Here is a 24,288-nt window from a genome sequence, read left to right on the forward strand (position 1 = left end):
GTATTGGAGATTCAGCTTTTCAGAATAATTCCTTAACCTCGATAACAATTCCTAATAGCGTTACCAGTATTGGAGATTCAGCTTTTCGTTCTAATCCCTTAACCTCGGTAACAATTCCTGATAATGTTACCAGTATTGGAATTGATGCTTTTGCTTTTAATGACTTAACCTCGGTTACTATAGGTGCAGGAATTACCACTATTGCATCTGGTGCTTTTCGTTCTAATCCCTTAACCTCGGTAATAATTCCAGATAGCGTTACCAGTATTGGAGAGGATGCTTTCAGACTTAATTCCTTAACCTCGGTTACGATTCCAGATAGCGTTACCAATATTGGAGACGATGCTTTTAGAAGTAATTCCTTAACCTCGGTTACTATTGGTATAGGAGTTACCAATATTGGATACTATACATTTCATAATAATTCCTTAACCTCGGTAACAATTCCAGATAACGTTATCAGTATTGGACTCGAGGCTTTTAGTTTTAATTCTTTAACCTCGGTTACTATTGGTGCAGGAGTTACCAGTATTGGAACTGCTGCTTTTCGAGGAAATGTTGATTTGGTTGCTGTAACTTCTATTAGCATGGATCCTGCACCATTATCATTTCTTGCTTTTGACGACAATAGTGCCATAGATTTATGCATTCCTGTTGGATCTTCTGCAAATTATACTGCTAAAAGTTGGACAGGGTTTAATAGTATTAATGAGGGTTGTGCATTGAGTACAACCACAGAATTTGTAGAAAAAAACTTACGAGTATATGTTGCTTCTAATAAATTATACCTACATACCAGCAATACTTTGGATATAGAAGCAGTACAACTTTTTAGCATCCACGGAAGTAGTATTGTTAATACAAAAAAAACTATCATAAACCTAAATAGCTTAGCACAAGGAGTGTATATAGCCCTTATTAAAACAAACAAAGGAACGGTATCTAAGAAGTTTGTGTTAGGAAATTAAAAATAGAATAGAATTAAAAAAGGTTTTGTAATATCCTCACTTATTGGTAATCCACATCCAGATGCCCGAATGATTGTTGGAGAAAAAGAATCAGGAACAGACTATAGAAAAATGTATTTGTTAGGGATATTGGCCCTATTAAGCGGTCTAAAAAAGAGGCTCACGTATTAAAGAATTAAAGCGTATTATGAAAAACACACAATTACTAGTATTAGTTGCATTAGTCTTTATTTTTTCTTGTAACAACGAAAAAAAGAAAGACCAAAAAGCTGACGATGCTAAACCCAACGTTTTATTTATTGCTGTAGATGATTTAAATACTTGGATAAGTCCCATTGATAATTTTTCAAATGTAAAAACACCAAATTTTGATAGACTAGCTTCCATGGGAGTTACCTTTACAAATGCGCATGTGCAAGCACCATTATGTGGGCCATCAAGAGCATCTATTATGACGGGTTTACGTCCATCTACAACTGGTATTTATGGAATGACGCCAGATAATAAGATACGAAGAGAAGGGAATCCAGCAACTAAAGATATCACCTTTCTTCCTGAGTATTTTGAAAATAACGGCTATCACACTATGGGAATTGGTAAGTTGTTTCATATTCATGCACCAGATAGTTTATTTAACGAATCTGGTGGTCGAGTAAAAGGGTTTGGACCTTATCCAGAAAAGCGTTTCGTTTGGGATGGCTTTGGAAAAGGGATAAGAGGAACACACGGAAGAACAAGCACCGATTGGGGCGCTTTTCCAGAGCAAGATTCCTTAATGCCAGACCATCAATCCGTAGATTGGGTTGTAGAGCGCTTAAATAGAAAATACGATAAGCCTTTCTTTATGGGACTTGGTTTTTTACGTGTTCACGTGCCGTTATACGTTCCTCAAAAATGGTTCGACTTGCATCCTTTAGAAAGCATAGAAACACCACCATATTTAGTAGATGATTTAAAGGATATTCCACCCGTTGGAATACAAATTAACGACTTACCAATGATGCCATCTACAGAGTGGGCTAAAGAAAGTGGTGAGTGGAAAAAAATTGTACAGGCCTATTTAGCGTGTATGAGTTATGTGGATTATGAATTAGGCCGCGTTTTAGATGCACTAGAAAATAGTGAGTATGGAGATAATACAGTAATTGTATTATGGTCAGACCATGGCTATCGCTTGGGCGAAAAAGGAACCTTTGCAAAACATGCCTTATGGGAAACGGCTACTAAAGCACCTTTGCTATTTGCAGGACCAAATTTGCCTAAAGGAAAGAAGATTAATGCACCAGTTGAAATGCTATCTTTATATCCAACGCTTATAGAATTAAGTGGAATTCCTCCTTACGAAAGAAATGAAGGAAATAGTTTGGTGGCTATGATGCAAAACGATGAAGGATTGGATGAAGCACGAGCTATCACAACGTTTGGAATGAACAACCATGCCATTAAGATGAATGGTTATAGGTATATTAGATATGAAGACGGAAAAGAGGAGTTTTACAACCATAGTGAAGACCCAAATGAATGGCATAATGAAGCTGGAAATCCAAAGTATAAAACCAAAATAGATGAATTAAAAGCGCTTTTGCCAAAGGTGAATTCAAAATGGGATTCAGAATCCAACTATACGTTTCAACCCTATTTTGTGGAGCAAAAAAAGCGTGTTAACGGAACTGAATAAAAACCCGTTGCAGTCATCTAAACAAACTGATTGAGCTCTAAAAAAAATAGATAAGGACTTTTTAAAAAATAAAATATGAATCCAAAATTGAAGAATCTCATATTTGTTCCAATTTCACTATTTTTTTTAATGGCTTTTCAAACTAAAGATATTCAGAAAACTCTTGATGATATCAATGCACGATTTAAAAACGTAGACGTAAGTGTTATCAATTGGCCAGAAGATTTACAGAAAAATCTGGGTAAACTAAAAGCTTCTGCTTTTGTGGCATTACCAAGAAATCAGTCTGCTAAAAAAATTCCACTACTTATAACATTGCATGGTGGAGGTGGAAAAACATGGAGTTTGGCAGAACAGCTTTCTCGGTCTGCAAAGGTTAAAGGGCTTTCACTTGTTGAATTGGCAGGCAAAGAATTGATGTTAGTAGAACCAAATTCTTTTGACAAATGGGATCCGAAAACTTTAGATATTATGTTAGATTATATTCTTGAAGAATATCCCCAAGTAGATTCAAATCGAATTTATGTTATGGGGCATAGTATGGGCGGTAGCGGTACTTGGGCTTGGATTTTAAATTCACCAGAACGCTTTGCCGCAGCATCAGCTAGCGGTTTCAGAAGTGTTAAAGACACCGATGATATTAGTAAATTAACTAACATGCCAATGTGGGGCATGGTTGGTGCAGATGATGTTAAAAATGTTGCCCCAGTAAAAAAGATGGTTAATCTTTTAAGATCTGCAGGTAATACTAATGTGCGTTATACGGCATTTGAAGGCGCTAATCATGCACAAGGTAATGCGAAAGTGTTTAGTTCTGTGGAGTGTATAGATTGGATGCTTACCTTTTCACTTGAGGATAAAAATTAAAAATTCTAAAGCGCCTTTAGAACTTTAAAATAGTATTGATGACGAATTCTAAAATAAATACAGCGTTGTGCTCTTTTGGAATGAGCGGCGTTGTTTTTCATGCGCCTTTCATAGAAGTTAACACTAATTTTAACTTATATGGAGTTCTTGAAAGAACTAAAAATGAAGCTCAAAAAATATATCCAACAATCAAAACATTTCGAAGTTTAGAGGATTTACTGGCGGATGAAACTATTGAGTTAGTCGTTGTGAATACCCCAAATATTACGCATTTCGATTTTGCTAAAAAGGTTATTAATGCAGGGAAACATTTGATTGTTGAAAAGCCATTTACAGCAACGGTTAATGAAGCAAAAGAACTAATTCAACTAGCAAAAGAGAAGAATCTAGTGCTTTCAGTTTTTCAAAATCGTAGATATGATAGTGATTTTAAAACCGTAAAGAAAATACTAGATAAAGGTTTACTTGGTGAAATTATAGATGTTGAAATTCATTATGATCGCTTTGACCCCAATTTGAGTTATAAGGTTCATAAAGAGAAAAATACCGCTGCAGTTGGCAGTTTATATGATTTAGGCTCACATTTAATTGATCAAGCATTGGTCTTGTTTGGTATGCCAAATGCCGTATATGCAGACTTAAATGGGTTTCGTCCAAATTCAAAAGTAGTAGATTTTTTTGATGTAAAATTGTATTACAAATCACATCGCGTCACCTTAAAATCTAGTTATTTTGTTCGAGAACCTTTACCTGGAAACATTTTTCATGGGACTAAAGGATCGTTTTTAAAATCGAAGGCAGATGTTCAAGAAAAAGAATTGATGGAAGGAAAAAAGCCAAGTTTGCCAAATTGGGGTGTAGAACCTAAAGAAGAAGAAGGTCTATTACACACTGAAAAAAAAGGAGAAATTGTTAGAGAAAAGGTAACTTCTCTTAAAGGGAATTATATGGAATATTATGATGGAATTTATGATGCAATTAGAAATAATAAATCGTTACCAGTTTCTGGAAATGACGGCATGCATGTCATTAAAGTTATTGAAGCTGCTATAAAAAGTAATAGCGAAAAAAGAAGAATTGATTTGTAAAAAATATTGAAATAACTTTTTAGAGATAAAACTAAAATGAATAACAGATGCAACCTGTTATTTTAATAAATACCATTCTTATAAAATATACAGTACACATCAGGATGCCTACAGTTGAAAATTCATGTAACTTGTCGCATATTATATCAGGATTTTTAATACTCAATTATATGTTTTCAAAAGAAATAGTGAATTATAGTTTAACTATAGTATTATGTGTTTTTTGTTTTTACAACGTAAACGCACAAGTAACGTTATCAGCAGATTTTACGGATGAAGCTAATGAGCGCGCACCTGTACATAATATTTGGTCTATAGCAAATAGAATTAGTCCTCAAAACGGTTCAAATGTACGTCCAGGACTTAAAATGAATACGGTTAGGATGATTGGCGGTATCAATAAAATTGTTAATGGAGTACGAATGAAAAATCTAGATTTTGATACCTGTTTGTATGATTCTATTAATAATCAATACGTTTATAGATTTGAGCCACTGATAGCAAGGTTAGATAATATTATAAATTCTCAAACCGAAATCCATCAAATCGTATTAGATCAGCCGCCTTGGGCTTTTCAACACGGCTATACCTTTATACCAGAAGGGACTATAGATTATGTTAATTTTCGAGAGGACGAACAAATATCCATTTATGGAAATTCTTTACCGCCTGCAGATCAAGTAGCATACCATGATTATATAGTGGCTTTAATGAACGAGTTAGTTGCAAACTATGGAGAAGAAATGGTTTTATCTTGGCGTTTTAGAGTCGGTTCTGAAATCGAAACACCAAACCATTGGTATGGTACCAAACAAGATTTTATAGAACATTTTGAAAATACAGAAAGCGCAGTAAGATCAGTTTTACCAAATGCCATAATTGGTTTACATACAAGAGCTCCAGATTTTCTCTATCAAAATGGTTCTGTATTAAATTACAAAGGAGAGCCTTTTGCTTCTTTTGCTGAGGATTTAATAGAATATTGTTTTGATAATAATGTGCAATATGATTTTTGGGGCATATCAGATTATGTGGTTTTAGGTAATGGTAATTTACGTAATATGAGTGCCAAATATGATGGACTATTTGCAGATTTAATAAATCATCCAGAATGGAATGCCAATGCAACCATTGATTTAATGGAGTATGCCACAGTAACCACAATGAATGGTGCTGATGGTAATGGGTTTATTAATGCAGAAACATCTCATGCGGAAGTTGTAGAATTGTATTTTTCTAATATTTTTTATAAAAATAAGGAAGAGGGTTTAGATTTAATATATCGTTGGGGCAATAGAACGGGTTCACAAGACCCTGTAGGTATTAGCATTTTGAATTCTATGAATGGTAATGTTCATTACACAACAGATATTTCGGGTACACCAGAAACTTCAACAAATGATATTGATGCTATTTTTTCAAAAAAGGATGGAGCTACAGAATATGATGTTTTAATATATAATTATAATAACAATTCTTTAAACTATATAGATAATGAAGTGGTAAATGTGTCTATAACGACCGAATTACCAGAAGGTACCACCTTATACTATAGAAGTATTTCGTATGATAAAACCAATAATAAACTTCAGAATTTTTTAATAGAAAATTCTGGTTTTGTAAAAAGTGGGTTTAATGATAGAGGAGATCCAGAAAGAATTTTAACTGAAGCTGGTTTAGCGGCATATGAAGCTTATGAAAATCCAAACCCACACCAATATAGTAATTGGCAAAGTATAGTAACTACGCCAAGAACTGATGGAGAATCTGGTTCTATCATTAGTTTAGATACTGAAATTGCCTCTTTTGCGTTTGAAAAATTTGAATTTAGAACCGAAGATTATTTTGTAACTAGCATTGCACCTGCAACGGTTGTATGGACAACTACAGAAGATTTTTCGCCTTGGACCGCAGTTAGTGCCGGAATGGATGTCAATACAGATAATGATTTATTAACCTTAAATTTTTCAAGCGGATTTGCATTTCCAATGGCAGCAATTACAGGGTTAAATATTAATTCTGATTTGTATGACACGTTACAGTTAGTTGTTAAAAATAGCACAGAAGATACGTTTCTTCAAATGGCCGCAAATATTCCAGGTACAGTATTTGCAACAGGTAGAAAAAAAATCACAATCCCTAATGATAATCAGTGGCATACTATCGATGTAGATTTAACAAACTGGTCGCATTGGGCAGGCATTATTAATGAATTTAAGGTCTATGAAAGCGTCAATACAGGTAGTATTGTATTTGATAGAATAGAGTTTATACCTAATGGAGGTAACGAAGTTTTTGATGTAACATTAACTAAAGTTGGCAATGGCTTATTAAATTATCAAAGCGGAACTTCTTTTGGCGGACAAACATTCGATTTAAATGCCATTGCAGATCAAGGTTGGGTATTTCAAGGTTGGTCTGGTGATATAGTAAGCACAGAAAATCCGTTAACAATAACTGTAAATTCTAACTTAAATATTATAGCAACATTTGCTCAAGATGGATTGTCTGTAGATGAAAATAATTTAGACAATGCTTTTACTGTCTTTCCAAATCCAAGTTCTAATGGCGTATTTACAATAAAAAGTAATGCAAGAGAGCATTGGGAAGTGTATAGCCTCACAGGAGTTAAAGTTCTGTCTGGAAAAGGAAATACAATAGATATCTCTAATTTTTCACATGGAATGTATATTCTAAAATTAAATAATTCTTACAAAAAAGTATTGTATAACTAAGAGCGTTTGATAACTAGAAGATTAGTTTGTATGAAGATATTTTCAAAGATTTCAATATTTGTTTTTTTAGCAATTATTTTTTTAAGTTGCATTACATCATCTTCACAAAAAAAAAATAATGATGATAAAAAACCAAATATCATCTTCTATCTGGCAGACGACCAAGATGTTTACGATTATGGTTGCTATGGTAATGAAAAAGTAAATACGGCAGCAGTAGATAGATTGGCAAAAGAAGGTATGTTATTTTCCAACGCTTTTACAGCACAAGCCATTTGTGCGCCAAGTCGGTCTCAAATTTTCACAGGACAATATCCACTTAAAAATGGATGTTTTGCAAATCATACAGCCACGAAACCAGACGTTAAAAGTGTGACTGAGCACATGAAAAGTTTAGGGTATGAAGTCGTTTTAGCAGGAAAAAGTCATGTAAAACCTAATAGTGTATATCGATGGGACAAAGAATGGGAACCAGTTCCTAAGAAGGATGTGCCAAGAGAATACATCCCATTAGATAGTATAGAAGATTATTTTAAAACAGCTAAAAAACCGTTTTGCATGTTCATTACATCTAAATATCCGCACGGAAAATATTTTGACGTCAAAAATCCAAATGCTGAAGACCTTAAGTTTTATCCATTTAATGCGCATAAAAAAAGCGATAAAGCTTATGTTAAAATTAGAGCAGGCTACTATCGAAGCATCGAGGAAGACAATACGCAGCTGGAAAACGTTTTAAAATTTGTCGACACCCATTTAGATAAAAACACACTGTTTATATACAGTGCAGATCACGGTGTTTCAGGTAAGTTTACCGTAAAAGATATTGGTTTAAAAGTGCCATTTGTGGTGCGTTGGCCAAAAGTTATAAAAGCAGGTTCAACATCAAATCAATTGATTCATTATACAGATATTTTACCAACTTTTTTAGAGGTCGCAAGGGGTAAGACAACTGAGAATATGGATGGTAAGAGTATGTTGCCATTGTTTAATGGAAAAGATGATGAAATCAACACGTATGTCTATGGCGTAAGAACCAATCAAAACATTTTAAATTCTGAAATTTTTCCATCTCGAATGATTCGAGATAAGCGATATAAATACATCAGAAATTTTAATGCATTGGAAGTCGTAGAACAAAATTTAACAGGAAAACCAAATGTGGACTACTTTATTAAGCGTGGTGCAAATGCATTTAAAAATGAGCCTTTTGAAGAATTATACGATATACAAAATGACCCTTTTGAAAAGCACAATTTAGCCAATAAACCTGAGCTAAGATCTGTAAAAAAAAAGCTAATAAAAGATTTGTTTAGCTGGATGAAATCTCAAAATGATTTCCTAAATGAAGAAAAAGGAAATATGCCTTTAATAACACCAAAAGGCAATAGAGGTTTCAAGCTAGACCAAGATACGCCGCGACGAAAAATTCCAGACGCTATAAAGAATACCTTAACCCAAGACGATTATAAATTTATTAAACATTGGTAAAAAATGAATACTAACATGAAATATATTTTTAAGTTTATAGCCATTAGTTTTCTTATTATATCGTGTAATAACCAAAAAAAAGAAACGATTATAGTTGACGAAAAAAAACCAATGAATATTCTGTTTATCGCTGTAGATGATTTGCGTCCCGAACTTAATTTTTATGGAGCAAAACATATTAAATCCCCTAATCTCGATAATCTAGCAAGTGAGAGTTTGGTGTTTAATCGTGCGTATTGTAATATTCCTGTTTGTGGCGCTTCAAGAGCGAGTCTATTAACAGGAACGCGACCTACAAGACACCGTTTTATAAATTATAAAACAAGAGCAGATATTGATGTTCCGAATGCGATGTCTTTGCCAAAGCTTTTAAAGCAGAATGGCTACACAACAATTTCAAACGGAAAAATTTATCATAAACGAGACGATGATAGCTTAGCTTGGGATACTCGATGGTTTCCAAAAGGCAATATTCGAAACTATAAATTAGAAAAAAATAAAATTCAAAATGGTGATGCCAATTTGGCAATGGGTGGCGCTAGTGCTTTTGAAGATGCTAAAGTAGATGATACTTTATATTTTGATGGTAAAATTGCACAAAAGGGAATAGCAGATTTAAAAGTATTAAAAAATGAGAATCAGCCTTTCTTTTTAGCTTTAGGTTTTATGAAGCCGCATTTACCCTTTAATGCACCGAAAAAATATTGGGATTTATACGATAGGAACACTATTGAGCTTCCCGAAAGTTACGTTCAACCTAAAAGCACACCACGAAAAGCATTTCACAACTTTGGCGAATTACGCAACTACGGAAACATACCCAAAAAAGGCGATTTACCTGAGGATTTGGCTAAACAATTGATTCATGGGTATTATGCTTGTGTCAGTTATGTCGATGCTCAAATTGGTTTAGTGTTAGATGAATTAAAGCGATTAGAGTTGGATGATGATACCATCGTTATTCTTTGGGGCGACCATGGTTGGAATTTAGGAGACCATAAGTTATGGTCTAAGCACGTCACTTTTGAAACCGCATTACGCACACCATTAGTGATAAAAGTTCCTGGAAAAACAAATGGACAAAAATCAGAAGCAATTACAGAATTTATAGATATCTATCCAAGTTTAGCGGAACTTGTAGGACTAGAAATTCCGAATACGGTAGAAGGCAAAAGTTTTGTGCCAATTTTAGAAGGAGAAACACCTAAAAAAGATTGGGCAGTATCCAAATTTAAAGATGCAGTAACTTTAATAAAAGGCAATTTGTTTTACACAGAATGGACTAAAGATGATGGTGTCGCTTATGCACGTATGTTGTTTGACCATAGAACGGATCCACTTGAGTTAGATAATTTGGCTGAAAAACCAGAATATCAAGAAAAAGTAAAAGCGCTTGCTATTGAATTGAGAGCAAAATGGGGAGAAGATTTCTTGAAATAAAAGTTGAATCATGAAAAGCATGTCAAATTATATATCTCTTCTGTTTCTTTTCTTAGGGACAATTAGTTGTAAAAATGAAGAAAAGATGTTAGCTGCTAATGAAGAAACACGCCCTAACATCATATATGTATATGTGGATCAAATGAGTGCCAATATGATGAGTAATGCGGGTAATGCCTACTTAAAGACACCTGCATTAGATTATATTGCTAATAACGGTATCCGTTTTACAAGAGCCTATACGACCAATCCCGTATGTTCACCAGCAAGAGTAAGTTTGATGACAGGTCGCTTTCCGAGTTATTTTAAAGATAATAAAGGGAATGCGGTTAGAGAAAATAGAGGGTCAATGAAGATTCCAACAGTTAATCAAGAAGTGGCAAATACGACCATTGCTTCGTATCTGAGAAAAGCGAATTATGACTTGTATTTTGGTGGTAAAGAACATTTGCCTGAGTCTTTAACGCCTAAAGCACTTGGTTTTAATAAATTTAGTGATGATGAAAGAGGTGAGTTGGTAAACAAAGCGGCAGATATCATCAAAGAAAAGCATGAAAATCCATATTTCATGGTTGTGTCATTAATAAACCCACATGATATTTGCTACATGGCTTTACGAGAAAAAGCGACCAGTGAAAATGACGCCATACTCTTAAAACGTGCAAAAGTTGAATTAGCAGCCTTAGATGAGGCCATGAAAATCCCAGAAGGCATCAGTGAAAAAGAATTTTACGCAAATTATTGTCCACCACTACCTAAAAATTATGAACCTCAAATTAATGAACCTAAAGCAGTAAAAGACTTAATTAATGTGAGGCCTTTTCGTAAAAATGCTAGAGAGCATTTTACAGATAATGATTGGAGACATCACAGGTACGCCTACCATCGCTTAACTGAGGTGATGGATAAGGAAGTGCAAGTGCTTTTAGATGCTATAAAGAACAGCGGACAAGAAGAGAGTACACTTATTATCTTTTCAAGCGACCATGGTGATATGAGCTCAAGCCACCGCATGGAGCATAAGTCAACTCTATATGAGGAATCTGCAAACATTCCATTTATGGCGATGTGGAAAGGTCATATACCTAAAGGTCAGGTTAATGATGTGGATTTAGTTTCCAATGGACTGGACTTACTGCCTACTATGTGTGACTATGCCAATATAGAAGGGGTTTCTGATACAAGAGGTAAAAGCCTAAGGCCTCTTTTTGAAGGTGAAGAAATTGCATGGCGTGAAACGCTTGGTGTGGAAAGTGAAATAGGTAAAATGGTGGTTGATAAAAACGGTTTAAAATATGTGCGCTATGATGTTGATGGCATTGAAGAACAGTTATTGAACTTAAAACAAGACCCGTTTGAAACCACACACTTTACCAATGACGAAGAATTTAAAGATGATTTAGAAAAGTTACGGAAGATATATCAAACGGAATGGTTTAAGTAACCAGCGCTGGACCACATTATAAAAATGAAGTCGATGAAATCTAAATGTTTAATGCAAAATATTAAGCTTATAATACTAATGTTACTCGTTACTTTTAAAATGAGCAGTCAGGATAAAGAGCGCCCTTTCATTTTAGTGACTTCAGAAGAGCGAAATCAAATTCTTAAAAAAATAGAGACTCAAGATTGGGCAAAAGACATCTTTACTGAATTAAAAGGAAAAGCAGATTTTCAAGTTAAATCCTTTAATAAAAATCCAAAGACCTATTTAGAAAAGTTACCATTCAATTGGTCCAAAGGTCAAAAAAATAGCTTTCCGCCTTTTTTTAAAACAACACATATAGCCAATGGTGTCCAAGAAAATCTAGATAATGCTACAGATGAAGAATGGAAACCTGCAGAACTTCTAATAGAACACTTACAAACTGCTTTAGATTGTAGTATGATGTACTATATAACTCAAGACGAAAAATATGCATATGTTGCCAGTAGTATTCTGTATTCTTTTACCAAATCAGTACAAAAATCGAAACTTTCAGATTGGCATGGCAGAGGCGGTTTGTTGTTTCCGTATGATGGTTTTAGGGAAGTTAGAGTTATAGGCTATAAACTACCGTTGATTTACGATTTTATTCATCCTTTTATTAAAAATGACGGAAAAGCTTTTGATATCATAAAAAATCAAGAGGTAAATTTTCCTTTAGATGAAGCTCAAGAGGTATTTAAATCCTATGCCAATATCACCGTAAATTATGGGCAAACAGGTTCTAACCATTGTGCATTAGAAGCGCCTAGTTTGGTCTTCAATGCTTTGGCTATGGATAACGAAAACGAGCGAAAAAAATGGCTGTCTTATTTTTTAACCGAGAGTACAGATAATCAAGACGCGTTAAACGTTATGGTTAAAAATTATAAAAATGAAGGTGATATTTGGCCAGAAACCTCTCAATATTTAAACCATACGACTTCAATTTTAACGCGATTAATGTTGGTTGTTAATAAATACGATCCATCTTTAGAATTAGGAAAAAAATACCCAAATGTTTTACACGCCTTACCACGATTAGATTATTTTGTATATCCTAATAATGAAATTGTGCGCTGGGGAGATGGGCACAGATCTGCTCATGCACCATATGAAGCTTATGAAAATGCCTATGTTTTGGCTAAAATGGATGGGTTAAAGGCAATTCAAGATAATTTTGCGCCACTTATTAATAGAGCCATTGGCAAAGGAAAATATAAACGACAAGGGGCTGAGGCTTTATTTTGGTATAATGATAGTTTTAATAATGAATCTACAACTATAGACCTATCAAGAACCGATAGAGTTTATCATGCAGGTATTGTAATGCAGCGCAACTTAAGTAGCACCAATAACCCTAAAGATGGCTTAATGGGTTTTGTCGGTGGTGCACATATGGTGCATGGTCATGCGGAAGGTATGAATATGGAATTGTATGGTGAAGGTCAGGTATTAGGCGTTGATCATGGACGAAAACGATACGGAAAAGATCTTCATGAAAACTACTCTAGGATTTTTGCAGCACACAATACGGTTATTGTAAACGGAAGTTCACAAGGCGAAGGCGGATGGGTGAATTTGGGCATAAATACTGTTGAACTTATTTCAATGGAACCTAAAGTGGGAGACAAAGCTGTTTCACCTTACCACTCATTTAGTCAAACCAGTTTTGAAGACGATAAGGGCGACAAAGCAGAAGCTACCCAAGAACGCACACTAGCATTAATCCGAACATCACCAACAACAGGTTACTATGTAGATGTGTTTCGTTCAAAATCGAAACTACCAAATGAGTATCATGATTATTTATATCATAATATAGGTGACAAACTGGTTTTTGAAAACAAGGATATGGATTTCAAAAAAACACCAAAACGATATAAGGCAAATGAAAATGCTGAGTGGACGCATAACAAAAAATATCGTAATCCAGGATGGCATTTTTTTAAGAATGTAAAAACATCAAAACCTTACATTGGTGATATAAAATCAACCTTTAATATCAAAAAATTAAGTGCGACTAATATTTTTATGCAACTTCATATTCCAGGTTTTAAAAACAGGGAATATACCAAAGTAAAAGCACCGATTACGTTTGAATCTCCCGAACCTTATAATAAAATGGCGACACCAACATTGGTGATTCGTAATAACGGTGAAGCATGGAAAAATCCATTCGTTGTGGTTTACGAACCTTTTAATGAAAACGAAGAAGCTACAATTAAATCGGTGGAAAAATTAGAGGAAAATGGTGTGTACAAAGGATTGAAAATTGTGAGTAATACACCTACTGAAAAGTTAATACAATATGTGATTACACAATCTAAAGATGACATATTTAAGAATGATGACTTAGATATTTATTTTAAAGGCAGTTTTGCTGTAATTACCCTAAATGAAAATAAAACGCTTAAGAGTATTTACATTGGAGAAGGTGATGAGCTTAAGTATAAAAATGAAATCATAGAAACTAATACTAGCAAAACGTACTACAAGGCTTATTAAATCAATATTATGCAAATAAACAGTCTATTCAAATTTTTGTCCTTTAGCTTAAGTTTAATTTTGCTAATGGGTTGTGAGTCTACAAAAGAAACAACATTACTTTTTGTGGGTAGTTATACTGATAAAAAACCAGGAAAGGGTATTCATGTCTATGAGTTTAATAACGATACAGGAAAAACCACTTTAAAATTTGCTTTAGATAGTGTTACAAATACATCGTTTTTAAAATTATCTAAAAATGGTAAGTATCTCTATTCTGTTATGGACAGCCAAATGCTCTATAATGGTAAAATAGCATCGTTTGCTGTAGATGCTGTAGAAGGAAAAATAGAGTTAATTAATATTAAAGATTGTGGTGGTTTAAACCCAGCGCATATTGAGTTAGATAATACAGAAACAATTTTGACAAGTTCTCAATACTCTGATGGTAGCCTAAGCCTATTTAAAATTAATAAAGACGGAAGTCTTAATCCACATAGCCAGGTTTTAAAATTTAAGGATAGCAGCATTGTTGAAAATAGACAAGAAACTTCTCATATTCACTCTTCAAATTTTTCATCTGATAATAGATTTATATTTATACATGATTTAGGTGCTGATAAAATAAGAAGGTTTCGTGTAGATAGTGCCTCTAAGGATTCGATACTTCAAAACGAAAACCACATCAAAATGAAACCAGGAAGTGGGCCACGTCATTTCACCTTTCATCCTAATGGTAAATTTGGATACAGTCTTTCTGAATTGAGCGGAAAAATAACGGCTTTCAATTACCAGAATGATAATTTAAATTTTATTGAAGATTACGCATCCTACCAACAAGAGCTAGATATTTACAAAGCTGCAGATATACATATCTCACCAGATGGTAAATTCTTGTACGCTTCAAATAGAGGTCCAGAAGAGGATAGTATTTCCATGTTTTCTATTGATACAACTACAGGTAAACTAAGTTTAGTGGGCTATGAATCAACTTATGGTAAACATCCAAGAAATTTCACATTATCACCTTGTGGAAATTTTTTATTGGTTGGTAATCAGTTTACAGGTAATATCGTTATTTTTCGTCGTAATGTTGAAACGGGGAAACTTACTAAACTGCCTAATGAAATTGCTGTAGATAGTCCATCAAGCTTGCAGATGCGAACTTATAATGTTAGTGATTATTAATAATGTAGATTTTAATTAGAGAGAATCTCTTTCGATAAGGTCAAAAGGTATCTTTATACTACCTTTTTTATTATTCAAAATCATATCCGCTGTAGTTTCGCCCATTATTTTGAAATCTGTAGACATCACCGTAATACCTAATAAATCTTTTAAAGGTGTGTCGTTATAAGAAATGATACCAATATCTTTACCTAATTCATATTCGTCCTCCTTAGCTTGTTTTACTAAATTAACTAAGTCAGACTCTTCAATGGTTATAAATAGATCCCCTTTTTTTATAATCATATCATCAAATACTTCTTCGAGAATTTCAAAATCAAGTTTAAATTCTACGCAAAACTTTCTAAAGCCATGTAAAATTCTTCGTGGATAAGGGTAAACAGCCTTTTCGGGATAAAACAATATTATTTTTTTGTAAGTTTTAATTTTGTCTATTCCCTCCTTAAGGGCATTGTATATATCATTTTCAAAATCTTGATAAACTTCAATATGCTTACCTTTCATTACAGCTTTGATATTGTCTAAAATAACGAGTTTTTCTTGAGGAAGTTTTTTAAGAGCTTTAATGGCATTCTCAGTAAAACTGGTATGTTTTAAATCCTCAGTTTTAAAATGAGGCATTATTACATAGTAGTCATAAGCAGACTTATTTTTGTCTAGTAAGTTAACAAACAGAGATTCATCACAATGATAGATCATTAAGTCTGTATGCGAATTTGGGCCTATGCTATTGATAAATGAATTATAAATTCTCAACTTATAAGAACTCAATTTATTAACCAAAAACAGAATATTAGTTTTAGAGATTAATTTTGTTCGGTTGATGTAATAGCCTTTCCCACGTATAGCGTTTATGATGTTGCGCTCTTTTAGTATGCTGTAGGCTTTTTCAACAGTATCTCTAGATAAATAAAACTCTTCACTAAATCGGTTTATTGAAGGGATTTTTTGACCCATCGTTAAATTCTCTTCAGAAATATTATGAATAATGGAATCTATAATCTGTTGGTATTTAGGCACCCTAGATTCTTCATCGATATTTATAAATTTAATTAGTTCCAAACTGTAACAGAATTTTAAGGGAAAAACTTTTTCAATTATAAACAAATATATTGAGTTAATTAGTTTTTAGGGTGCAATTATGCTTATTTGATTACTATTCTCAACTTATTGAGAAATTGGATTTTCGATAAAATCTAATAACAGCCTTATTTTTTGAGTACATTATTAAACTGAATTAGGTACATTGATTGTTTAAATATCTCAAAAATCGTATTTTTTAAATTAATACCGTCAATACGGTACAGTACAGGATACAAAAGTTTTTAATGAAATATATATTTGATTAAAGAATTTATTTTAACACTATTTATGAAGACAATTACGAAGAAATTTAAATATGTAGATTATTTGTGGGATGATGGGAAGGCTGCTTCTCTTGGTGATAACCAAGTAGATTTATTTTTATATCGTTCAAATATATTAGGAGCAGATTTAAGAATCACCAATTATGGTGGTGGTAACACAAGTTGCAGAACTATTGAGAAAGATCCGCTAACAAATGAAGACGTTGAGGTAATGTGGATTAAGGGTTCTGGTGGTGATATTGGAACATTAAATAGAAGCGGAATAGCTGGAATTTATACAAAAAGACTACGGGATTTGAAAAAAGTCTATGGTGGTTTAGAGGATGAAGATCGTATGGTCGGCCTATTTAATCATTGTATTTATGATTTAGATAGTAAAGCACCCTCAATAGATACGCCTTTACACGGCTTGCTGCCATTTGCTCATATAGATCACTTGCATCCAGACGCGTTAATTGCTGTTGCCGCTGCTAAAGACAGCGAAAAAGTAACTAAAGAAATCTGGGGAGATACAATGGGTTGGGTGCCATGGCAGCGTCCTGGTTTTGACCTAGGTCTTCAAATTGAAAAGTGTTTAGCCGATAATCCAGGCATTAGAGGTATCGTATTAGGTTCTCACGGTTTATTTACTTGGGGAGATACATCTTATGAATGTTATATGAATAGTTTAGAGGTTATTGAAATGGCGTCTGAATTTATTGAGAAAAAAATAAAAGAAAAAGGCAGTGTATTTGGTGGTCAAAAAATTGAGAGTTTACCAAAGGAGGAGCGTTTAGAAAAAGCGGCTCAAATTATGCCTTTGTTAAGAGGATTGTGTTCGTCTGAAAACAGAATGATTGGTCATTTTTCTGATACAGATGTGGTTATGGAATACATCAACAGTAATGATTTAGAACGATTGGCGCCCATGGGTACGTCTTGTCCAGATCACTTCTTAAGAACAAAAATTCAGCCGTTAGTATTAACTTTAGATAAGAATGAAGATCTGTCTGACGCTGATGCTATTTTTAAGAAATTAGAACCAGCATTTGAAGCTTATAGAAAAGAATATGCAGACTATTACAATACTTGCAAAAAGGATAATAGTCCTGCAATGCGAGATGCAAATCCTGTAATAATCATTTACCCAGGTGTTGGAATGTTTAGTTTTGCGAAAAATAAACAAACAACACGTGTGGCTAATGAGTTTTATATCAATGCCATTAATGTAATGCGAGGTGCAGAAGCTATAACTGAATATACATCTTTACCAAGACAAGAAGCTTTTGATATTGAGTACTGGTTATTAGAAGAAGCGAAATTACAGCGTATGCCTAAAGAGCAGCCGCTATCAAGAAAAGTAGCATTTGTAACAGGTGCTGGAGGCGGAATAGGTAAAGCTATTGCAGACAAATTAGCTGCCGAAGGAGCTAATGTTGTTTTAACAGATATTAATGAAGAAAGTCTTGTAACTGCTAATGCAACATACAAAAGAGATGTATCAACGTATGCTGTTTGTGATGTCACAAGTACAGAATCTATAGAAAATGCTTACAAGAAGACATGTGTTGAGTTTGGCGGAGTTGATATTGTTGTGCATAGTGCAGGGTTAGCAATTTCTAAACCTTTATTAGATACTACGGATAAAGACTGGAATATTTTGCAAAGTATTTTGGTAAAAGGACAGTTTGATCTTGCTAAGCAATTTTCAGCAATTACACGCAAACAAGGACTTGGTGGTGACTATATTGCTATCGCAAGTAAAAATGGATTAGTCGCAGGTCCTAATAATGTAGCCTATGGTACTGCAAAAGCAGCACAACAACATATGGTACGTCTATTAGCGGCAGAATTAGCACAAGATAAAGTAAGGGTAAATACAGTAAACCCAGATGGTGTTATTGTAGGTAGTAAAATATGGGAAGGTGCTTGGGCCGAAGGTCGTGCTAAAGCCAACGGTATTACAGTAGAAGAATTACCAGCATTTTATGCCAAAAGAAATTTATTAAATGAAATTATCACTCCAGATGATATTGCAAATGGTGTATTTTCTTTCGTTGGATTACTCGATAAATCTACAGGAAACATTCTAAATGTAGATGGTGGTATGGCTAACGCCTTTGTAAGATAATGACATTAAAAAACATATTTGTTTAGTTTAGTTAAGAAAACTTCCAAAAGTTCTAACAGAAGTATTGGAAGTTTCTTTTTTATGAATAATTTTAAATTATGAGAATAGATAAAAATCAAATTTCTGAGTACAATAAAAATGAATTGCAAAATCATAATGAAAACTTTGATTTTTTAGCAAATAGGCTAACTAAAAATGGTTATAATGTTTCTGATATTATTTCAAAATTATCTGAATTCCAAGTCGCTATACCAAGTTGGGCTTTGGGGGCAGGTGGAACCCGTTTTGGACGTTTTGGATTCTATGGCGAACCATCAAACTTAGAAGAAAAAATTGCAGATGTTGGTATTTTGCACAGTTTAACCCAAACGGCAGGAGCTGTATCTTTACATATTCCATGGGACGTACCTTCAGATTATAAAGCTATTAAAGAAAAGGCGGATGCTTTGCATATAAAATTTGATGCCGTAAATTCTAATACGTTTCAAGATCAAAATGGAGCATCAGAAACTTATAAATATGGTTCTTTAAGTAATACGAGTAAGGCTGTTAGAGACCAAGCCATACAACATAATTTAGATGTTATTAATATTGGCGATAAATTAGGGTCTAAAGCCTTAACAGTTTGGTTAGCAGATGGCTCTAGTTTTCCAGGACAAAATAATTTTCAAACTGCATTTCAAAACACGCAAGATAGTTTAATCGATATCTACAAAGGGTTGCCAGACGACTGGAAATTATTAGTAGAATATAAACCCTACGAACCTAATTTTTACAGTACAGTAATTCAAGATTGGGGAGCATCTTTAATGTTGGCAAATGGATGTGGTGATAAGGCTTATACACTTGTTGATTTAGGTCATCATTTACCAAACTCCAACATAGAACAAATTGTTTCTATTTTGCAATTAAAAGGAAAGCTTGGCGGCTTCCACTTTAATGATAGTAAATATGGAGACGATGATTTAACTGTTGGTAGTATTAAGCCATACTCACTATTCTTAATTTTTAATGAATTGGTTTATGGTATGGAAAATAATCCACAAAATCCGGATTTGGCTTGGATGATAGATGCCAGTCATAATATTAAAGATCCATTAGAAGATTTAATTCAATCTTTAGAAGCTATACAAGAAGCATATGCAAAGGCACTTTTGGTAGATCAAAATTTACTTAGGGCAGCACAAAATGATAATGACGTCGTAAAATGCCAAGAAATTCTGCAGAATGCCTACCGAACAGATGTTAGACCTTTAATTGAAAAGGCGCGCTTAAATGTAGGTGGAGTTATCAGTCCAATTAATGCTTATAGAGCTTTAGATGTAAGAGGTCAGCTTATTAAAGAGAGAGGTAAAAATACTGTAGCTACAGGTTTATAAAACTAACGATCCCTCCTTATGAAACAAAAAGTTACAGCCGTTTTTGATATTGGAAAAACCAATAAAAAGTTTTTTTTATTTGATAAAGATTTTAAAGAAGTACATAAAGAATATATTACATTCGATGAAATTGTTGATGAAGATGGACATCCTACAGAAAATCTTCCAGCATTGCAAAAGTGGTTGAAAGCTGTTTTTGATCGCATTTTAGAAGCAAAAGAATTTCATATAAAGGCAATCAACTTTTCAACTTATGGTGCAAGCTTCGTGCATATAGATGAAAATGGAGAGCCGCTAACACCACTTTACAATTACACAAAACCTTTACCAGAGACAATAGTTACTTCTTTTTTTGAAGCATATGGCCCTAAAGAGGAGTTTCTTAAAACTACAGGCTGTGGCGATTTAAGTATGCTGAACTCTGGTTTACAATTGTTTTGGTTAAAAAAGGCTAAACCAGAAGTTTTTAAAAAAATTAAATATTCTCTACACTTACCACAATACTTAAGTTATATTTTTACAGGTATTCCATTAAGTGAATATACAAGTATAGGTTGTCATACAGCGTTATGGGATTACAGTAAGAAAGATTACCATAGTTGGGTGTATAAAGAAGGATTTGATAATATTTTACCACCTATTGTTTCAACAGAAACTAGTATCAATATGAATTATAATGGTAATCGTATTAAGATAGGTGTTGGTATTCATGATAGTTCTTCGGCACTTCTTCCCTACGTAAGAAGTATCAAAAACAAGTTTGTTTTAGTATCTACTGGGACTTGGAGTATTGTTTTTAATCCATTTGCGGAGCATGCTATTTCAGACGTTAATGATAATGAGGATGCTCTAAACTATATGCGAATTAATGGAAGACCTGTTAAAGCAACGCGTATGTTTTTGGGTAATGAATATAAAGTACAAGTCGCTAAGTTAGATAAGCATTTTGGTGTTGATGATGATTACCATAGAAAGGTGAAATTTGATTACAATACCTATTTTGAGATCATGCAAGATTTTCAGCATTGTTTCAAGTGGGAAAGTATAACAGATAAAGACATGCCTGCTAAAACTAGTATTTCTTATACTAAATACGAACATGCTTATCACCAACTAATGATAGAACTTGTTTTACTTCAAATCGGTTGTATTAGAGAGGCACTTGGTCGCGATGAAATTGCTAAAATTTACGTCGATGGTGGCTTTAGTAACAATGATATTTATATCAAGTTACTTTCGCATCACTTTAGAGGTAAAAAATTAAGAACCACTAAAGCGTCTTTAGGATCTGCTTTAGGTGCGGCTATTTCAATATCAGATACCAAGTTAAATTCAAAGTTTTTGAAGAAAAACTACGCACTCAAAAAACATGTTCCTTTTATTATAAAATAAAGCTATGGCAATAAAGTTTGATACACGTTATCCGTCAATTGATGATTTAAGAACTAAAGCGCAAAAGAAGATTCCAAAATTTGCTTTTGAGTATTTGGATGGTGGGTGTAATGAAGATGTTAATTTAATTAGAAACACGGCAGAATTAAGAGAAGTACAATTACAACCAAATTATTTAAGAAAACATGGAGGTTCATCTACCAAAACTAAATTATTTGGTATAGAATATGATGCACCATTTGGTATTTCACCAATTGGTTTGCAAGGTCTTATGTGGCCAAATTCGCCAGAGATTTTAGCTAAGGCGGCTTTTAAACACAATATCCCATTTATATTAAGTACGGTTACCACAACTAGTATTGAGCGTGCTGCAGAGTTAACAGAGGGGAAAGCTTGGTTTCAATTATATCATCCTGCAAAGGACGAATTAAGAAATGATATTTTAAAAAGAGCAGAAGCCGCAGAATGCCCTGTATTAGTCATTTTATGTGATGTACCGAGTTTTGGTTTTAGACCAAGAGATATAAGAAATGGTTTGGCTATGCCACCAAAAATGAACATTAGTAATATTTTACAAGCCATTGGGAGACCACATTGGAGTTTGCAAACCTTGAAGTACGGTATTCCTGGTTTTGCAAATCTTTTGCCATATATGCCAAAAGGTTTAGACTTAAAGCAATTGGGTAAATTTATGGACGAAACATTCTCTGGGCGTTTAAACGAAGAAAAGATAAAGCCAATTCGCGATATGTGGAAAGGTAAAATTGTTTTAAAAGGTGTAGCTTCTCATTACGATGCGGAGCAAGCCATTAGACTTGGTTTAGATGGTATAATTGTTTCTAATCATGGAGGACGACAATTAGATGCAGGCGAGTCTTCAATAAAGCCATTAACATCTATTGCAGAAAAATATGGTGATCAAATTGAGGTGATGATGGATAGTGGTATTCGCTCTGGGCCAGATGTGGCGAGAGCATTAGCATCTGGTGCTAAATTTACCTTTATGGGACGTTCATTTATGTATGGTGTCTCAGCTTTAGGAAACAAGGGTGGTGATCATACCATTTCATTATTAAAAACAGAATTACAACAAGTTATGGAGCAATTATGTTGTGAGAAAACAAGCGATTTTCCTGAGCATTTAATTAAATAATCTAAAAGTAACTAAGGACTAACTAAACCAAATAAATATGAACGAAGCTATAGAAGAAATTGAAGGAGGAGAATTTGAGAGAACTCCAGTGCCAAAATCAAGACTTAAAGGCTGGAAAAGTTTTATAGGGATGTATGCAGGTGAGCACGCAGCCGGAACTGAATTTATGATTGGGCCATTGTTTTTGACTGCAGGTGTTAGTGCTTTCGACTTAATTATTGGATTACTAATAGGAAATTTATTAGCAGTTTTAAGTTGGAGATTTTTAACAGCTGAGATTGCTGTAAAAAATAGACTAACGTTATATTTTCAATTAGAGAAAATTTGTGGTAAAAAATTGGTTACGGGTTACAATCTTGCTAATGGTATTCTTTTTTGTTTTTTAGCAGGTTCTATGATAACTGTTTCTGCTACAGCAGTCGGTATTCCTTTTGATATGCCAATGCCTAAACTTACCGATACTATGCCTAATGGAATAACTTGGGTAATAATAGTGATATTAATAGGTGCTGTAATTTCAATAATAGCAGCGAGAGGTTATGATACCGTAACCAAAGCAGCTAATTGGATGTCTCCAATTATTGTGGTTGCGTTTTTAGCCTGCGGAGTGGTGGCACTTAATCAGTTAGGTGTGTCTAGTTTTTCAGATTTTTGGAATATTTGGGGAGAAGGCTCAGAGCCTTTTCCAGGGCAAATAAAATTCACGTTTTGGCATGTGGTTATATGGTCTTGGTTTGCCAACGGTGCTATGCATATTGGTATGTCTGATTTGTCAGTATTCAGATTCGCTAAAAAAGCAAAAGCAGGTTGGACTACGGCAGCCGGAATGTACGTTGGTCACTACATGGCTTGGATAGCTGCAGCTTTATTGTACGCAGTTTATTTGAAGTCTCCAGAAGCACAGGCGTTTTTAAGCAATGGCGATGCACCACCTGTAGCACCAGGTCCTTTGGCAAATAATGCTATTGGGTTTTTTGGCATTATAGCAGTAGTACTTGCAGGATGGACCACAGCAAACCCTACTATTTATAGAGCAGGTTTAGCATTTCAGGCTATTTTACCGAAACTATCAACTGCTAAGGTGACTATTATTGCCGGAGCGATTGCTACAATAGCAGGCCTATTTCCAGCTTTTGCAATGAAACTTTTAGGTTTTGTAGCGCTTTACGGTTTTATATTAGCTCCTTTTGGTGCTATTATCGTTTTTGAACACTTCTTTCATAAAAAAGTAGGTATTGTAAAGAATTATGCAGAATCCGCAAATTTATCTTTTAATAAATCTGTGTTTTTGGCTTGGGCATTAAGCTTTGGATTATTCTATTTTATATCTGTGCAATTTGATGTGTTTTTATCTTTCGTAACCCTTCCTGCCTGGTTGCTGTGCGGTATTTTATTTTTGGTATTTAGTAAATATTTTCAAAAGCGATAGTTGTTTTTACTACAATTCACAGATTTAAAAAATTAAAGTCAAACTAATAGC

Annotated in this window: 16 protein-coding genes; 15 read left to right on the forward strand and 1 reads right to left on the reverse strand. The window is 33.9% G+C overall.

All coding sequences use genetic code 11. The features are described from left to right. From ACFWU4_RS04360 to ACFWU4_RS04405, 10 genes are all read left to right on the forward strand, one after another. Nucleotides 1-968: leucine-rich repeat domain-containing protein (locus tag ACFWU4_RS04360; protein ID WP_411125235.1), on the forward strand; the 968-nt coding region annotated here is incomplete at its 5' end. 187 nt (nt 969-1,155) lie between these two features. Continuing rightward, nucleotides 1,156-2,646, forward strand: a complete 1,491-nt coding sequence (locus ACFWU4_RS04365; protein ID WP_411125237.1) for a sulfatase — start codon at nt 1,156-1,158, stop codon at nt 2,644-2,646. Nucleotides 2,647-2,721: 75 nt separating this feature from the next. Continuing rightward, nucleotides 2,722-3,513, forward strand: coding sequence for a prolyl oligopeptidase family serine peptidase (locus ACFWU4_RS04370; RefSeq protein WP_411125239.1), 792 nt, complete (start codon nt 2,722-2,724; stop codon nt 3,511-3,513). A gap of 38 nt (nt 3,514-3,551) precedes the next feature. Next, nucleotides 3,552-4,601: a Gfo/Idh/MocA family oxidoreductase gene (locus ACFWU4_RS04375; protein WP_411125241.1), complete on the forward strand. Its 1,050-nt coding sequence runs from the start codon at nt 3,552-3,554 to the stop codon at nt 4,599-4,601. Nucleotides 4,602-4,771: 170 nt separating this feature from the next. After that, a complete protein-coding gene (locus ACFWU4_RS04380; protein WP_411125243.1) occupies nt 4,772-7,336 on the forward strand; it encodes an InlB B-repeat-containing protein in 2,565 nt (854 codons plus the stop codon). Between the two features lie 30 nt (nt 7,337-7,366). Further along, on the forward strand, nt 7,367-8,827 hold the full coding sequence (locus tag ACFWU4_RS04385; RefSeq protein WP_411125245.1) for a sulfatase: 1,461 nt from the start codon (nt 7,367-7,369) through the stop codon (nt 8,825-8,827). A gap of 15 nt (nt 8,828-8,842) precedes the next feature. Then, nucleotides 8,843-10,267, forward strand: a complete 1,425-nt coding sequence (locus ACFWU4_RS04390; protein WP_411125247.1) for a sulfatase — start codon at nt 8,843-8,845, stop codon at nt 10,265-10,267. A gap of 19 nt (nt 10,268-10,286) precedes the next feature. After that, a complete protein-coding gene (locus ACFWU4_RS04395) occupies nt 10,287-11,711 on the forward strand; it encodes a sulfatase (protein ID WP_411127226.1) in 1,425 nt (474 codons plus the stop codon). A gap of 33 nt (nt 11,712-11,744) precedes the next feature. After that, entirely contained in the window at nt 11,745-14,240 is a 2,496-nt protein-coding gene (locus tag ACFWU4_RS04400; RefSeq protein ID WP_411125249.1) for a heparinase II/III family protein, read from the forward strand. 66 nt (nt 14,241-14,306) lie between these two features. Further along, nucleotides 14,307-15,407 carry a lactonase family protein gene (locus ACFWU4_RS04405; protein WP_411125251.1) on the forward strand — a complete coding sequence of 367 codons (1,101 nt, stop codon included), beginning with the start codon at nt 14,307-14,309 and terminating at the stop codon, nt 15,405-15,407. Nucleotides 15,408-15,422: 15 nt separating this feature from the next. Here the strand turns inward: ACFWU4_RS04405 and ACFWU4_RS04410 are convergent, their stop codons facing one another. Next, nucleotides 15,423-16,469 (reverse strand): GntR family transcriptional regulator, encoded by a 1,047-nt coding sequence (locus tag ACFWU4_RS04410; RefSeq protein WP_411125253.1) that lies wholly within the window; start codon nt 16,467-16,469, stop codon nt 15,423-15,425. Nucleotides 16,470-16,778: 309 nt separating this feature from the next. Here ACFWU4_RS04410 and ACFWU4_RS04415 point away from each other — a divergent pair, with 309 nt between their 5' ends. From ACFWU4_RS04415 to ACFWU4_RS04435, 5 genes are all read left to right on the forward strand, one after another. Further along, complete coding sequence (locus ACFWU4_RS04415) at nt 16,779-18,884, forward strand: bifunctional aldolase/short-chain dehydrogenase (protein ID WP_411125255.1); 2,106 nt, start codon at nt 16,779-16,781, stop codon at nt 18,882-18,884. Nucleotides 18,885-18,982: 98 nt separating this feature from the next. Next, nucleotides 18,983-20,263 carry a sugar isomerase gene (locus ACFWU4_RS04420; RefSeq protein WP_411125258.1) on the forward strand — a complete coding sequence of 427 codons (1,281 nt, stop codon included), beginning with the start codon at nt 18,983-18,985 and terminating at the stop codon, nt 20,261-20,263. A gap of 18 nt (nt 20,264-20,281) precedes the next feature. Then, nucleotides 20,282-21,655: an FGGY-family carbohydrate kinase gene (locus tag ACFWU4_RS04425; protein ID WP_411125260.1), complete on the forward strand. Its 1,374-nt coding sequence runs from the start codon at nt 20,282-20,284 to the stop codon at nt 21,653-21,655. 4 nt (nt 21,656-21,659) lie between these two features. Continuing rightward, entirely contained in the window at nt 21,660-22,808 is a 1,149-nt protein-coding gene (locus tag ACFWU4_RS04430) for an alpha-hydroxy-acid oxidizing protein (protein ID WP_411125263.1), read from the forward strand. Between the two features lie 37 nt (nt 22,809-22,845). Then, a complete protein-coding gene (locus ACFWU4_RS04435) occupies nt 22,846-24,237 on the forward strand; it encodes a purine-cytosine permease family protein (RefSeq protein ID WP_411125265.1) in 1,392 nt (463 codons plus the stop codon). Nucleotides 24,238-24,288: the final 51 nt, after the last annotated feature.

This window comes from Winogradskyella sp. PE311, from assembly GCF_046545555.1.
Classification (GTDB): Bacteria; Bacteroidota; Bacteroidia; order Flavobacteriales; family Flavobacteriaceae; genus Winogradskyella.